Below are 13,904 nucleotides of genomic sequence, written 5' to 3' on the forward strand. Positions count from 1 at the left end.
CCGCCCGGCCGAGGACTCACCCCCGGCGCCGGGCCACACGCTTCTCGTCCCACACCGGCTTGGGCGACTCGTAGACGGTGCCATCGGAGCCGAAGACCAGGAACCGGTCGAAGTCCCGTGCGAACCACCGGTCGTGGGTGACCGCGAGCACGGTCCCCTCGAAGCCGCGGAGGGCATGCTGCAACGCCTCGGCCGAGACGAGGTCGAGGTTGTCGGTGGGCTCGTCCAGCAACAACAGCGTCGTGCCCCCGAGTTCGAGCAGGAGGATCTGGAAACGCGCCTGCTGCCCCCCGGACAGGGAGTCGAAGGTCTGCTCGGCCGCACCCGCCAACTCGTATCGGGCCAGCGCCCGCGACGCCTCCTCGCGCGGCAGCCCCTCTCGGCGCTCGTCGCCGCGGTGCAGGATCGACACGAGCGTGCGGCCGGCGAGATCGGGCCGTCCGTGCACCTGCGCGAACCACCCGGGGCGCACCCTCGCACCCAGACGCGCCACCCCCGTGTGCGACACGGGCTCGACCGGCAGGTCACCCACCGGCTCGTGCTCGGGCTCGGGGACGCTGCCGCCGCCGGCGAGCAGCCGCAGGAAGTGCGACTTGCCCGAGCCGTTGGAACCGAGCACGGCGACCCGGTCGTCGAACCAGACCTCCAGGTCGAACGGCTTCATCAGACCGGTGAGTTCGAGACCTCCGCAGACCACAGCCCGTTTGCCCGTACGCCCGCCGCGCAGCCGCATCGACAGATGCTGCTCGCGTGGCTGCGCGGGGGGCGGTCCGGCCTTCTCGAACCTGTCGAGCCGGGTCTGCGCGGCGCGGTACCGGGAGGCCATGTCCGAGTTGTAGGAGGCCTTCTGCTTGTACATCTGCACCAGGGCACGCAACTTGGCACGCTCTTCGTCCCAGCGGTTGCGCAGCTCGTCGAATCGCTCGAACCGCTCGACCCTGGCCTGGTGGTAGGTGTCGAAACCGCCGGGGTGCACCCAGGCGGTGTTGCCCGCCGCACCGAGCTCGATCGTGACGATGCTCTGCGCCGTGCGGGCGAGCAGTTCGCGGTCGTGGCTGATGTACAGAACGGTCTTCGGGACCTCGATCAGGCGGTTTTCCAGCCATCGCTTGCCGGGGACGTCGAGGAAGTTGTCCGGCTCGTCGAGCAGCAGCACCTGATCGGGTCCGCGCAGCAGCGCCTCGAGCACGAGCCGCTTCTGCTCGCCGCCCGACAGCGTGTCCACGGCTCGCCGTTGGCACCGGTCGAAGGGCATGCCGAGGGCCTCCGTGGTGCACACGTCCCACAGCACCTCGGCGTCGTAGCCCCCGGCGTCCCCCCATTCGGTCAACGCGTCGGCGTATGCCATCTGCGCCGCGGTGTCCCCCTTCGCCTCCATGGCCGCTTCCGCCTTGTCCACGGTCGCCGCCGCCCGCCGGATGCGCGGGTCCGCCACGGATAGGAGCAGATCGCGCACCTGGTCACCCTCACGGGCGATGAACTGCCGCATGACGCCGAGGCTTCCGCTCCGGTTCACCGCTCCGTCATGAGGTGCCAGGTCTCCGGCGATCATCCGGAGCAGCGTGGTCTTCCCGGACCCGTTTGCACCGATCAGCGCGGCCTTCGTCCCCTCGCCGACCCGGAACGAGATCTCGTCCAGCAGCACCCGGCCGTCCGGCAGTCCGTAAGAAACAGAGTTGACGTCGATATATCCCACGGACGCGATCTTATCACGGGCGTGATACGAAGATGCTCCGGTTTCACGCCGCCCCGCCTCCGCGCAACCTCACGAACTCGATGATGCTCTCCGCCACGTAATCGATCTTCTCGATACTCAGTCCGGGATAGACCCCCACCCAGAACGTGTGCTCGGTAATGACATCGGTGTTGGTCAGCTCACCGGAAATCCGATGGTCACGCCCGATGTACGCGGGATGCCGGGTGAGGTTGCCGCCGAACAGCCGCCGGGTCCCGATGTGCCGATTCTCCAGGAAGGCCACCAACTCCTGCCTGGTGAACGGCGCGTCCGGCAGCACGGTCAGCACGAATCCGAACCAGCTGGGATCGCTCCCCGGGGTCGCCTCGGGCAGCAGCAGGCCGGGCAGCCCGTCCAGGGCCTTCCGCAGGTGATTCCAATTCCGGCGCCGAATCTCGCCGAATTCCGTCAGCTTGCCGAGCTGACTGAGGCCGAGCGCCGCCTGAAGATCGGTCGCCTTCAGGTTGTATCCGATCTCGGAGAAAATGTATTTGTGGTCGTAGCCGTGCGGGAGGGTTCCGAGCTGGTAGTCGAAACGCTTGAAGCAGGTGTTGTCCTGGCCGGGCTCGCACCAGCAGTCCCGGCCCCAGTCGCGCAACTGCTCCACGAGCCGTGCCAGTCCGAGATCGCTGGTGAGCACGCAGCCACCCTCCCCCGTGGTGATGTGGTGGGCGGGGTAGAAGCTGACCGTGGCGAAGTGGCCGAAGGTTCCGGTGAGCCGTCCCCGGTACGTCGAGCCGAGGGCGTCGCAGTTGTCCTCGATCAGGTAGAGGTCGTGCTCCTCGGCGAGTGCGGCGATCTCGGCGACCTGGTACGGATTGCCCAGCGTATGGGCCATCGCGATCGCCCGGGTACGGGGCGAGAGGGCCGCCTCCACCCGCTCGACCGTGGTGTTGTACGTGCCGAGCTCGACATCGACGAACACCGGAACCAGGCCGTTCTGGACGATCGGGTTCACCGTGGTCGGAAATCCCGCGGCCACCGTGATGACCTCGTCGCCGGGGCGCAGCCGCCGCTCGCCGAGCTGCCGCGAGGACAACGCCGACACGGCAAGGAGGTTGGCGGACGATCCCGAGTTGGTCAGATGCGCCTTCCGCAGCCCGAGGTACTGCGCCAGGCCCCGTTCGAACTTCTTCGCGGTGACACCGGCGGCGATGCGCATGTCCAGCGCCGCGGCCACCAGGGCGACACGGTCGTCCTCGTCGAGGGCCGCGCCGGAGGGCCAGATGGGCGTGACGCCGGGAACGAATTCCTCCGTGACACCGGTCCGGTGGTAGGTGCGGGTGAGCTCAAGAATCTGGTCTTTGTCGCTGCCGGCGGACACACTGCCTCCTGATGGGTCACCTGTGCGGTCTCGGACGTGCTCGGTCAATCGAGGCCCCCGAAGGCGGACTTCGGGGCGGTCGCCTTCACCAGGGTTTCGGCGTACTCCGCCTCCGGGTCCGACAGCAGGGTGATGGCGCCCCCGACTCCGAACGACGCGGAGTCCTTCTCCAGGACCAGGGTCCTGATCACCACGCTCAAGTCGGTGCGTCCGTCGAGGGACACCCATCCGAGCACGCCGGAGTAGATGCCTCTCGGCTCACCCTCCAGTGCGGCCAGTATCTCCATGCTGCGCAGCTTCGGCGCGCCGGTCATCGACCCGGGCGGAAACGCCCTGCGGATGCAGTCGACCGCCGTGACGTCGTCCCGGAGTCTCGACTCGATCGTGCTCACCATCTGGTGGACCGACGCGAAGGTGTGGACCCCGAACAGCTCGACGGGCCGCACGGATCCGATCTCGGAGACACGGCTGAGGTCGTTGCGCATCAGGTCGACGATCATGAGATTCTCGGCGATCTCCTTCTCGTCGCTCGCGAGCTCCCGCTTCAGTGCCGCGTCCTCGTGCTCGGTCGCGCCGCGCCGGCGCGTGCCCTTGATGGGACTCACCCGCACGAACCGGTCGCCGTCTATGGTCATGAACCTCTCCGGCGAGGCGGAGAGCACCGAGAATTCCGGCGTCCGCAGGAACGCGCCGTAGGGAACCGGGCTGGCGGCGCGCAGCCGGGTGTAGGTCTCGGCGGCGTCGAACTCACCCGATATCGAGGCGGTGTTGGTCAGGCAGAGTTCGTATGAGTCACCGGTGCTCAGGTGGTCCTGGCACTTCAGGATCTTCGCCAGGTACGCCTCCTTGCTGTCCCGGAAGACGACATCGCCCGGCTTGGCACGGGGCGTCGCCGCCCTGCCACGGGGATGCGACGCGCCCGCCCGCGCCACCGTGCGGGACGCGCTCTCGAACCACTCCTGCGCATCGGCGCGTTCCCCGAGACCGGGGCCGCACGCGAACAGCAGATAGACCCTGCTCTCACGATGGTCGACGACCACGTAGCGATCGGTGAGCAGGAAGCGCGCGTCGGGCAGCCGCGAATGCCGGGAGACGGTCATCCTCTCCGTATCCGCTCGCAGTTCGTATCCGAAGTAGCCGACGAAACCTGGGCGGAACTGGAACGGCAGCAGCTTCTCCCTGTCCACGCAGACGATGCGCTGCTGGTCCTTCAGAAAGCTGAAGATGTCGGCGTCGACGTACCGCACCGAACCGCCGGGCTCCGTCACCGTGGTGCGACCGTCGGCCACGCGGTAACTCACCGTGGTCGACCGGGCGCCCGGCAACCCGCCGATGATGGAGAACCGCGCCCGACCGGTGTCGGAACTGTCGAGCCAGAAGCTCTCCGTCGACGAACCGCAGAACGCTTCGAAGAGGTCCCGGCCGTCGGCCTGTGCGTCCACGCACACCCACATGCAGTCGATCGCACCGGTGCGGACGGCACGGTCGGGCGATGTGCCACGGCTCTCCTCCACGATCTCGGCGAAGTTGCGCAGCAGAGTCCTTCCGTCCTCGCTGAGAATCGACTCCGGATGGAATTGGACACCCCATACCGGTCTGTCGCCGTGCCGGATCGCCATGGCGACACCGTCCTCGTCCTCGGCGATCACCCGCAGCGGCTCCTCGATGCCCGACAGGGCCAGGGAGTGGTACCGGACCGCGGCGAACTCCTCGGCCATACCGCGGAACAGGCGGTCACCTCTCTGGCGGATTCGGGACGTCCTGCCATGCATGATCCTCGGCGCCGGTCCGACCTTTGCGCCGTGCACACTGCCGATGAGCTGATGTCCGAGGCAGACGCCGAGAATCGGCAGGTCCACGGAGGTCACGAGTGTGCGGGAGATTCCCACGTCGGCAGGTACGTCGGGGCTTCCCGGACCCGGCGAGATCACTATGCCGTCGAACTCCTCCAGGCGTATCGACGACAGCGGGTCGTCGTTCTTGACGACCACGCATTCGACATCCGGGAGCTCGCTCAGATACATCCAGATGTTGTAGGTGAAGGAGTCGTAGTTGTCGACGAGAAGGATACGAGTCATCGGACCATTCCAGGTTTTTCGCGGCCGAGCGCAGAAATCAGCTCGTGCCTCATGATCTTTCCGCTTCCTGTGCGCGGGATCTCCGCCACGGGCGTCCATCGCTTCGGAACGCGAAAGGGTTCGAGATTCCGGCGAAGGTGCGTCCGCAGCGCGGTGAAGAACTCCTCGGGGTCCCCGGCCGACGGGGCGAGGACCACGAGTGCGCAGAGTGTGGAGACGCCGTCGGCAAGGGGGGCGAGCACGGCGCAGTCCGCGACGCCCGCACAGCTGCCGATGGCCGCTTCGATCTCGACCGCCGACATGGAGATGCCGCCGACGTGCAGGAAGTCGTCGGTGCGGCCGACGACCACGAGCCCGCCGTTGTCGGCCCAGTATCCGTAGTCCTTCGTCTCCAGCCACCCGTCGACGAGCAGCTCCTTCGTCCCGTCCGCGGTCACCGCATGGTGCGGGACGGTCGGTCCCGCCACCCACACCGCGCCGATCTTGTGTTCCGGTCCGGCCGCCGGAAGCGGGAAATCGGGGTCGCTGCGCAGTTCCACGTCATAGCCGGGACAGACGAGACCGGCGGTGCCCGCGGCCCGGCGCGTCACTCCGTTCGCGCAGAAGGCGTTGCCCACTTCCGTGGAGCCGATCTGATTCAGTACCGGGACCTGCCAGCGGTCTTCCAGGCGGCCGGCGACGGCGTCGGGAAGGGGTTCGCCCGCGGAGACGATCGCCCGCAGTCCCGCCGGACGTTCGACGGCCGCCCGCTCGATGTGGTCGGCGAGCCTGGCGAGCGCCGACGGGACGGAGAACGCCAGGGTGGCGCCATGCCGATGCAGGGCGTCGGCGAACTTCTCCTCGTTCCTGCGCTGTGGGCTGAGTACGACCGCGGCGCCGCTGAACAGCGGATAGACGAACTGATTGTTGAACCCGTACGTGAAATAGTATTGCGAGAGCGAGACGATGGTGTCGGTCGCCCGTATGTCCAATCCGTTCACGCCGCCGACCGCATCGTAGAAGAAGGGCAGATCGGCACTCGTATGTGCCACGGCCTTCGGAATCCCGGTCGTGCCAGAGCTGTACAGGTAGTAGCGGAAGTCCGCCGTCCCGCTCCCGTGGTCGTCGTGACCGGCCGGAATTCTCGTACCGCGGCGCTCGACGTGCAGCCCGCGCTCCCGGTACGAGAGCACGAACTCGGTGGGAAGAATTCCCAGCATCCTCGACCGCACGTGCTCGTCCAGGTCCGGATTCACGACCAGCGGAACGGCTCCGATGGCGTTCAGGGCGAGGAAGGCGGGCATCCATTCGGGCCGGTCACCCACCAGGAATCCGACGTGATCACCCGCACCGATCCCATGTTCGAGGAATTCATCGACGAGAATCCGGGCACGGGCGTGAACATCCCCGTGCCGATGGATTTCACCCGTCTGTTCGTCAATGACGGCGGCCATGTCCGTCCAGCCGCCCCCGTCCGCGAGACGCGCGGCCAGAAGAGATGCATCGCTGTTCATGGATCTCCCGGTTCCATGGATATGCCCTGGTACGGGCAGATTCAGCCGAGCGCGACCGGCGTCGCCGCGTCAGGGGCGAGGGCCGCGCGTATGGAGTCGGTCAGGGTGAACCGCCGCGCCCAGCCGAGGTGTGCTGCCGCGCGTGCGATGTCGGCGCGCTGCCACGTCGATCCCGTGCGCAGGCCGTCGGGGTTCCGCACGAACCGATAGGGGATTCCGGTCTGCTCCGCGAAGCCTTCGAAGAGCTGCCCGATACTCGTCGCGGTCCCCGATGCCGCGTTGTAGGCGGCCACCGCCGGTCCCGAACGGCGGGCGGCCAGGGTCACCAGGCCGGCCACGTCCCGGACGTCGACCAGGTCCCGCGCCGTCTCCGGCAGCGGAACGTTGGCCACCACCCGGGCCGAGCCCGCTTCCGCCGCGGCCCGGTACAGCCCGGCCGCCACGGCCCAGATGCCCTGCGTGCCGTGACCCGGTCCGATCACGTTGAAGGCGCGGATCAGCGTCACCGGCCTGTTCATCCGGTAGGCCGCGCGCACCAGGTAGGAGGCACCCACGACCTTGGACCTCCCGTACTCCGTCACGGGAGCCAGCACGCTCGACTCGCTCACCGGCACGTCCGGGACGGTGTCCCCGTATTCGTGCGACGACCCGAGGTGCAGGATCGACTCCGTCGTCCCCGACCGTTCGCACGCCTCCGCGAGACGGCACGGCCACACGACATTGTCCCGACGCACCACCGAGGGGTCGGTGGACCAGGACGCACCCACGGCGTTGACGACGACGACGGGACCCCGGTCCCGCAGGAAGCGGGACAGAGCGGCGGACGACCAGTCGTTCCCCGAGTAGTAGGGACCGCCGACCCCCCCGGCGCCGCCCGTCGCCCGCCCGTACCGGTCCACCCCCGTGCAGCGCCACCCATCCGCGGCGAGCGCCGCGGACACGTACCGTCCGATGAACCCCTTGGCACCGAAGACGATCACATCCGTCGACACCCTGGCACCCCGTCATTTCCGCGCGGTGGCACGGGCCGTATCGAGCACGACCTCCGCGGCCACCTTCGCGCCGTCCTCCCCCACCTTCTCCACCAGGCCGGTCCAGACGTCGGCGGGAAGTGCCAGGCACTGCGGAATCAACCGCTCCAACTGCGCGCGGAAGGACCGGCGCGTGGACTCGCTGCGCAGGCGGAGGCCGTCCGCGATCGCCCCGTAGACGTAGCCGTTCCCGGCCGCCTCGGTCTCCGCGGCCTTCCGCGCGACCACCGCTTCGTCGACCACGTCGGTGGGCCACGTCATTCCGGTGTCGGCCCCGGTCGCGATTCGGTGGATCTCCGCCTGCGGGAACCCCGAGACGTTCTGCGGTGGCAGACGGATCAGCGGCGTCCCGCAGGAGCTCGCCTCCAGGAGGCTCATGAGTCCGGGCTGGCTGAGACAGAGCGCGCTCTCCGCGATGCGCGTGCGGTACTCGGCACGGGGCAGCGGACCGGAACGGAACTCCGCACGCCCGCGGTACGGCGCGACGATGGCGTCCAGGTCCGCCCGAGGGGTGTTGCCGACGATGTGGATGCTGTCGAATCCGGCTGCGATCAGGGCCTCGATGGCTCCTGGGAGCACCAGGGACGGGTAGGTCGTGGTGTCCTGCGTGGTCAGGCCGAGCATCCCGCCGAGCGTGACGATCGCCCGCCGGTTGCCGTCGGCGTATCCGTACGAGTGTCGTGTCGCCGCGAGCGGCTGCCAGGGCACCACCGCGCCGATCCACCTCAGATTGCGGATGCCCCGCATCCAGCCGAGGGTTTCCCGGGACAGCCCGGGAAGCCTCAGGGCGAGGTAGTGGCTCACCTCCAGCGGTGGCACGGCGAGGTCCGCGCCGTGCCACAGGAACGGCATGAGGTCGACGAAGACGGTGCGCACGCCCGCCGCCTCGAAGGCGCGGGCGGCGAAACCCTCCAGCGTCACGAGCGCCACGTCGAGGTTCTTCGCGGCGGCGGCCCGCGTCAGCGCCTGGTAGTCCGAACCGTCGAACTCGCACCACTCGTCGACGACGCCGTCCATGAGGGACCGCCCGTACTCGCTCCCGAAGGCGACGATGTGGCAGTCCTCCGGCGCGGTCCGCCGGATCTCGCTGATGACGGTCTCCAGCGCGGCGTGCGGCCCCCAGCCGAAGTTCACGCCCAGGATGCCGATCCGGACTCCGCCGGAGGCTGTGGCCGGTGCGTTCACTCCGCTCCTCCCGGCGTACGGAACTTGAGCGCGCGTGCGACGTCCGGGCTCTCCCAGAAGCGGTCCGACCGCCGGTACTCCGCACCGAGGTCGAACGCTGCCGAACATGCCTTCTCGACGACCGCCGGACTGCCCGCGTCCCCCTCGACCACCTCGAGTTCGAGCAGGGTCCCCATGCCGCGGATCATGGACGACAGCGAGTGGAAGGACGAGGTGACGAGGACCGTGGGCCGGCGGACCGAGGCCGCGTAACCGAGTTCGAACGCCACTCCGGCCGACGGCTCGTCGCCGACGAGTGCGCACAGGCTGTCCGCCGCGTGCAGGGCACGGAGGTCGTCGCGCATGCAGTCCTCCGGCGGCAGCCCCGCGGCGCCCCACTCCTCGTTCATGTGGGAGCTGAACACCGAGGCACCCAGTTCGCGGAGCCGTGTGTGATAGCTGAGGATCTCGGCCTTCTTCTCCGGCAGGAACACCTCACCGCGTACGTAGTTCCCGAAAGGCGCCGCGAGGAACACCTTCGGACCGTGGACGATGGAACCGCTCATGCGCTGACCGCCTTCACTACGATGCTCCCGCCGAATCGTCCGCGTGCCTGCCCCGTGACGTAGTCCCGGAAGCCGAGGCTCACCACCTCGAACCCGGACTCCCCGAGCAACCGGGCCACTTCGGACGGGCTGAACAGATGGACCGGGGTGTGCAGGACCTCGTCGCCGCTGCGGTAGGACGCCGTGAAATCACCCCCACCGGGCAGCACACGGTCCCTCACGACGTTGCGGATCACGCTGAGCGGACCGTACGTGACCGCGTTGTACCGGTTGTTGACGTCGAACACGAACGCACCGCCGGGCTTCAGCAGGCTTCTGATCTGCCGGAGCCCCGGTACCAGTTGCGTCCGCGGGATGTGGCCCAGGACATTCGACAAACAGGTCACCAGGTCGAACTTCGCCGAGAGCGCGGCCGACAGCTCCGGCGCCGCGAGCGGCAGCGCCAACACCTGGGCTCCGGGGCAGTTGCGCCGGGCGAGGGCGGCCATCTCGGGGCTCTCGTCGATGGCGGCGACATGATCGGGGCGGATCTCCGCGACCACGCGTTGCAGGCGTTCGCCGGTGCCGGTGCCCACGTCCAGCAACGCGAGACCCTTCCGGTTCCCGGCCGCTGCGGCTATCTCCTCCTCCACGGCACGGAAGTACCGGGTATGACGCTCCAGGTAGGTGGCGTAGCCATGCGCGTAGACGTCGTAGAACCGCTTCGACGTCACCGAGGTGGCCTGCGGTGTGGAACCCTTGGACATAGGTCTCCTAATTCCGGATGTATCCGAGGCAGCTCTCGGTGTCGAAGCGCCCCCAGTCCGCCGCGTGCTCCAGGCCGGCAGCAACGGTGTGCTTCGGCAGTTCCCCGGTGGCCCGCAGCACGAATTCGCACACCTTCCGCAGCTGCTCGACCGGCACGCCACTGGACCAGGCCAGGTAGTAGAAGGCGTCCGCACCGTGCCCGAGGGCGCGGAACTCCTCGTCCGCCGTCGACAGCAGCAGGTCCTCGACCGCCTGCGGAGCTCGCCACGGGTCGTCCACGGTGGGACTGCGCCCCGCGGGAACGGAGAGGTCCTCCCAGAGCGCCGCGGTGATCGTGTCCCAGGGGACGAACTCCCGCGGCCGGTATGCCTCCGCCACGTCCGCGTAGACCGCCGTGTACTCCGCGGCCAGCGAGCGTGTGGACAGACGCTCGGACAGCGGGCGCGCGGCCGCGACGAGCCGTTCCCTGGCCTCCGGGTCGAACCACAGGGTGCGCAGTGCGTGCGCGATCAGTCCGCCGTCAGGCGCGTCCACGTACAGCGCGCCCGACTCGCCTCCCAGATATTCGCCGATGCCCCCGGCCCGGGTCGCGATGACCGGGCAACCGGCCGCCTGGGCCTCGACGTTCACCAGGCCGCCGCCCTCCGACTTCGAGGCCACGACGGTGGCAAAGGCGCCCTTCAGCAGGGAGGCCGCCTCCTCGATCGGCACCTCCCCGATGAAGTGGACGCGGGAGGTCAGGCCGAGTCGGCCGGCGTACTCCTCAAGGGCGGCACGCTCGCTGCCGTCCCCGGCCACGACCAGGTGGAGCTCCGGGATCTCGTCCTTCAGCAGACCGATCGCCTCGATCGTCCTGTCCACCGACTTGGCGGGCTCCAGTCGCCGCAGCGACAGCACGTAGGGGCCCCGGGCGGCCGCGCTCCCGTGGGGTTCCGCGGTGCTGAACAGGTCGTGGTCGATCCCCACGTAGAGGGTGGGCACCGGGGCCTTCTCACCGACCAGCAGCTCGGTCTGCCGGGCGAGATCCTCCGACGCCGCGTTCAGCAGGTCCGCCCGCCGCATGGCCGGGAGCACGAAGTCCTGGCCGGTCAGCCAGACGAGCCGCGGGTCGGGGTCGACCACATCGGGGATGTCGTAGCCGCCGACCGTCTGGATGACCGGTACGTGCCACAGACAGGCCAGCAGCTCCGCGATCATCGGAAGCGGCCGCCGCAGGCCGATGACATGGATGACGTCCGGCTTCCGGACGCTCCGGACGAACTCCTGCAGTTCGCCGGTCAGCGCCCTGAAGTCGGAGGGCAGCACCGCGTTGGGGATCCGGTGTATGTGCACCCCATTGCGTACCTCCTCCTTCGGTGTGGTGTCGGGAACATGCCTGGTGAGCACGTCCACGTTGTGTCCGCGTGCGACCAGCTCGGCCCCGAGCTGGTCGACGGGATCCTGTGCCCCACCGGTCACCGGGTAGTACACGCTGCATACGAAAAGAATGTTCACTGGCTTCGACTCCTCGTCCCGCGCTCGGCCTTCCCGGGCTCAGTGGTCGGCCTTGTACCGCTTCCCCTTCAAGCCGTGCACTTCCTCCACCGGGAATCGGTCGATGTTGACGGCCAGCTTCTTGTCCGCCGACTCGATCAGATCGAAATCGCAGTAACGCGCGAGGCGGATCAGGTAGTTGAGGATGTCCGCCGCCTCGAACGACAGGTTGTTCTTGAACTCCCGGTCCGTGCGGAGCAGTTCGACCACCTCGGGCTCGCTGAGCCACTGGAGTTCGGCCAGCAGCTCGCCGGCCTCGCCGCCGACCGCCATTGCGAGGCTGCGGGCCTCCTCGAACTGGTCCCAGCCGCGTTCGCGGACGAACGTCAAGAAACGTTCGGTGTATGCCTTCAGGCGATCGGAATTGCGTCCCAGGTGGGTGGTCTCACCCGGGAGCCAGCCCCACTGGGCGGCCACCCTTCCCGCCGAATACGCCTCCGGGAGCAGGCCCTCGAGCGTCCACATCTCGCTCTGGAACGCGGTCACCACTGCCGGATCCACATGCTGGTGCGTGTACAGCTTGTGTGTTCGCCCCTCCGCCCAGGACTGTGCGAACCTGAGGGTCTCCTGAAGTGCGCGCTGCGAGGTAGCGCTCAGCGGCATGAGCTTGACCGCACCGCCCTTCTTCGGACCGAACGCGATGACCGAGCTGAGGACGTCGGATTCGTAACCGAGGTAGATCTCCTTGTACTTGGACTCCACCTCGCGCGAGTTCCGCCGCTCATGCCCCGCCACCAGGGCCCGGACGAAGTCCTCGTCTATTCCGTCGACGAAGACGTCCATGCGGGAGATGAGGAACTGCGCGAGCTCCTCGTACCTCGACGGGGAGTACTCCTCGAACTTCAGCGGCTCCCTCACGGGATCGGACTCGCCGCTGTCGACGTTGTAGTAGATCGCGTGCTCGACGACATCGGGACGGTACTGGCTGTTCGACTGCGACCCGCAGGTCCAGCCGCGGTTCAGGTAGAACGTCTCGATCCAGGAACTCGGCTCGGCGACGGTGCCGTAGAGCTGCCGGACGCCGCGGGCCCTCGCCACCTCGACGGACTTCGCGAGCAGCGCGGATCCGGCGCCCTTGGAGCCACGGAAGTCGGGGTCGACGATGAGCGGGCTGATCTTCATCGTGCCCTGGCGCTTCTCGGCGATGTTCATGACGCCGACCACCTCGCCGCCGGCCTCGGCGACGTAGACGTGCTGCGTCTTGGAGAAGTGGCCCACGGGATCCTTGCCGCCGCCGAGATGCGCATCGATGATGCGGTCGGCCTGGGCGACGTGATCACCGTCGTAGTTCCTCCTCAGGGATCCGTGCAGAAGCCCTTGGATGACGGCACGGTCCGCTTCCGTGGCATCCCTGATGACGATCTCGTCGGCCGACACGTCGTTGTTTTCCTGCTGAACGGTCAATTTCCACTCCCTTGGTTTTTGGTGGGAATCAGGCGAGCAGGCGCCGACGGGCGACCGCGGCATCGACCAGACGGTCGGGGGTGCCCACGTCGAACCACCCGGCCTCCTCGGGCACGGCCACGGCGGCGAGGCCCCCGTCGTCGATGTACGACTCGAGCAGGGAGGTAATTTCCAATTCCCCCCGGCCCGACGGAACAATGGACTCCAGCCGCTTCCACATCGAGCCGTCGAATGAGTAGAGGCCCGTGCACACCTGACTTCTGCGACGCACGTCGACCTTTTCGCGGACCCGGACGACCGTCCCGCTCTCGGTGCTCTCGACGACCCCGAAGTCCCTCGGATCGGGGTGCTCGATGACCGCGACCGCAGCGCTGCACCCGGTGGCCTCGGTCTTCTTGAGGATGTCTCCGGCCCAGGTCGAGCTGTACACGTAGAGCGTGTCCCCGAGCGCGACGACGATGCGCTCGTATCCTTCGGGCTCCAGGTACTCCCGGGCACAGGCGATGGCGCCGGCGATGCCGTTCGGTTCTTCCTGGACAACCGTCCGGATCTCGATGTCGGAGTACCCGAGCCAGGCCGGAATACTCCGGTATATCTCTTCGTCCGCCGCATTGCAGACGAGGACCAGAGTATCGACGCCGCATTCTGTCATCACATCCATGGAGAATGCGATGGTTGGCTTGTCATAAACCGGAAGCAGATGCTTGTTGACAACGCGGGTCGCCGGAAACAGCCGCGATCCGGTGCCTCCTACCAGCACGATTCCGGCGACTCGTTCTTTGACAGGGTTCGTTGCCCCCATGGCCTACCGCCTTCTCGGCCCGCAGCG

The 13,904-nt window shown here is 68.0% G+C and carries 11 protein-coding genes; all 11 read right to left on the bottom strand.

Going from position 1 to position 13,904, the window contains the following annotated elements:
- Positions 1-16: 16 nt before the first annotated feature.
- From ACFC79_RS32045 to ACFC79_RS32095, 11 genes are read right to left on the bottom strand one after another with little or no spacing between them, the layout of a single operon-like run.
- Positions 17-1,696: an ABC-F family ATP-binding cassette domain-containing protein gene (locus ACFC79_RS32045; RefSeq protein ID WP_376247501.1), complete on the bottom strand. Its 1,680-nt coding sequence runs from the start codon at positions 1,694-1,696 to the stop codon at positions 17-19.
- Positions 1,697-1,739: 43 nt separating this feature from the next.
- The gene (gene rfbH / locus ACFC79_RS32050; RefSeq protein ID WP_376247504.1) at positions 1,740-3,059 is read right to left on the bottom strand and encodes a lipopolysaccharide biosynthesis protein RfbH; all 1,320 of its coding nucleotides are present in this window, start codon (positions 3,057-3,059) and stop codon (positions 1,740-1,742) included.
- A gap of 44 nt (positions 3,060-3,103) precedes the next feature.
- A complete protein-coding gene (gene pabB, locus ACFC79_RS32055) occupies positions 3,104-5,137 on the bottom strand; it encodes an aminodeoxychorismate synthase component I (protein WP_376247505.1) in 2,034 nt (677 codons plus the stop codon).
- Entirely contained in the window at positions 5,134-6,630 is a 1,497-nt protein-coding gene (locus ACFC79_RS32060; RefSeq protein WP_376247507.1) for a class I adenylate-forming enzyme family protein, read from the bottom strand. Before ACFC79_RS32060 ends, pabB begins: the two co-directional genes overlap by 4 nt.
- Before the next feature lie 41 nt (positions 6,631-6,671).
- Positions 6,672-7,622, bottom strand: coding sequence for an NAD-dependent epimerase/dehydratase family protein (locus ACFC79_RS32065; protein WP_376247510.1), 951 nt, complete (start codon positions 7,620-7,622; stop codon positions 6,672-6,674).
- Positions 7,623-7,634: 12 nt separating this feature from the next.
- The gene (locus ACFC79_RS32070) at positions 7,635-8,846 is read right to left on the bottom strand and encodes a hypothetical protein (protein WP_376247512.1); all 1,212 of its coding nucleotides are present in this window, start codon (positions 8,844-8,846) and stop codon (positions 7,635-7,637) included.
- Positions 8,843-9,391 carry a nucleoside 2-deoxyribosyltransferase gene (locus ACFC79_RS32075; RefSeq protein ID WP_376247514.1) on the bottom strand — a complete coding sequence of 183 codons (549 nt, stop codon included), beginning with the start codon at positions 9,389-9,391 and terminating at the stop codon, positions 8,843-8,845. The genes ACFC79_RS32070 and ACFC79_RS32075 overlap by 4 nt, the downstream gene beginning before the upstream one ends.
- Positions 9,388-10,137, bottom strand: a complete 750-nt coding sequence (locus ACFC79_RS32080; protein WP_376247517.1) for a class I SAM-dependent methyltransferase — start codon at positions 10,135-10,137, stop codon at positions 9,388-9,390. The genes ACFC79_RS32075 and ACFC79_RS32080 overlap by 4 nt, the downstream gene beginning before the upstream one ends.
- A gap of 7 nt (positions 10,138-10,144) precedes the next feature.
- Positions 10,145-11,632, bottom strand: a complete 1,488-nt coding sequence (locus tag ACFC79_RS32085) for a glycosyltransferase family 4 protein (RefSeq protein WP_376247519.1) — start codon at positions 11,630-11,632, stop codon at positions 10,145-10,147.
- 39 nt (positions 11,633-11,671) lie between these two features.
- Entirely contained in the window at positions 11,672-13,075 is a 1,404-nt protein-coding gene (locus ACFC79_RS32090; protein ID WP_376247522.1) for a GNAT family N-acetyltransferase, read from the bottom strand.
- Positions 13,076-13,103: 28 nt separating this feature from the next.
- Positions 13,104-13,877 carry a sugar phosphate nucleotidyltransferase gene (locus ACFC79_RS32095; RefSeq protein ID WP_376247524.1) on the bottom strand — a complete coding sequence of 258 codons (774 nt, stop codon included), beginning with the start codon at positions 13,875-13,877 and terminating at the stop codon, positions 13,104-13,106.
- Positions 13,878-13,904: the final 27 nt, after the last annotated feature.

Origin of the sequence: Streptomyces sp. NPDC056061 (genome assembly GCF_042266885.1) — a bacterium.
In the GTDB taxonomy this organism is placed as follows: domain Bacteria; phylum Actinomycetota; class Actinomycetes; order Streptomycetales; family Streptomycetaceae; genus Streptomyces.

What these genes read in the sequence shown, in the direction of transcription:
- pabB (WP_376247505.1), bottom strand. Translation starts at nt 5,137, where the DNA reads ATGACTCGTATCCTTCTCGTCGACAACTACGACTCCTTCACCTACAAC.
- ACFC79_RS32060 (WP_376247507.1), bottom strand. Translation starts at nt 6,630, where the DNA reads ATGAACAGCGATGCATCTCTTCTGGCCGCGCGTCTCGCGGACGGGGGC.
- ACFC79_RS32075 (WP_376247514.1), bottom strand. Translation starts at nt 9,391, where the DNA reads ATGAGCGGTTCCATCGTCCACGGTCCGAAGGTGTTCCTCGCGGCGCCT.
- ACFC79_RS32080 (WP_376247517.1), bottom strand. Translation starts at nt 10,137, where the DNA reads ATGTCCAAGGGTTCCACACCGCAGGCCACCTCGGTGACGTCGAAGCGG.
- ACFC79_RS32095 (WP_376247524.1), bottom strand. Translation starts at nt 13,877, where the DNA reads ATGGGGGCAACGAACCCTGTCAAAGAACGAGTCGCCGGAATCGTGCTG.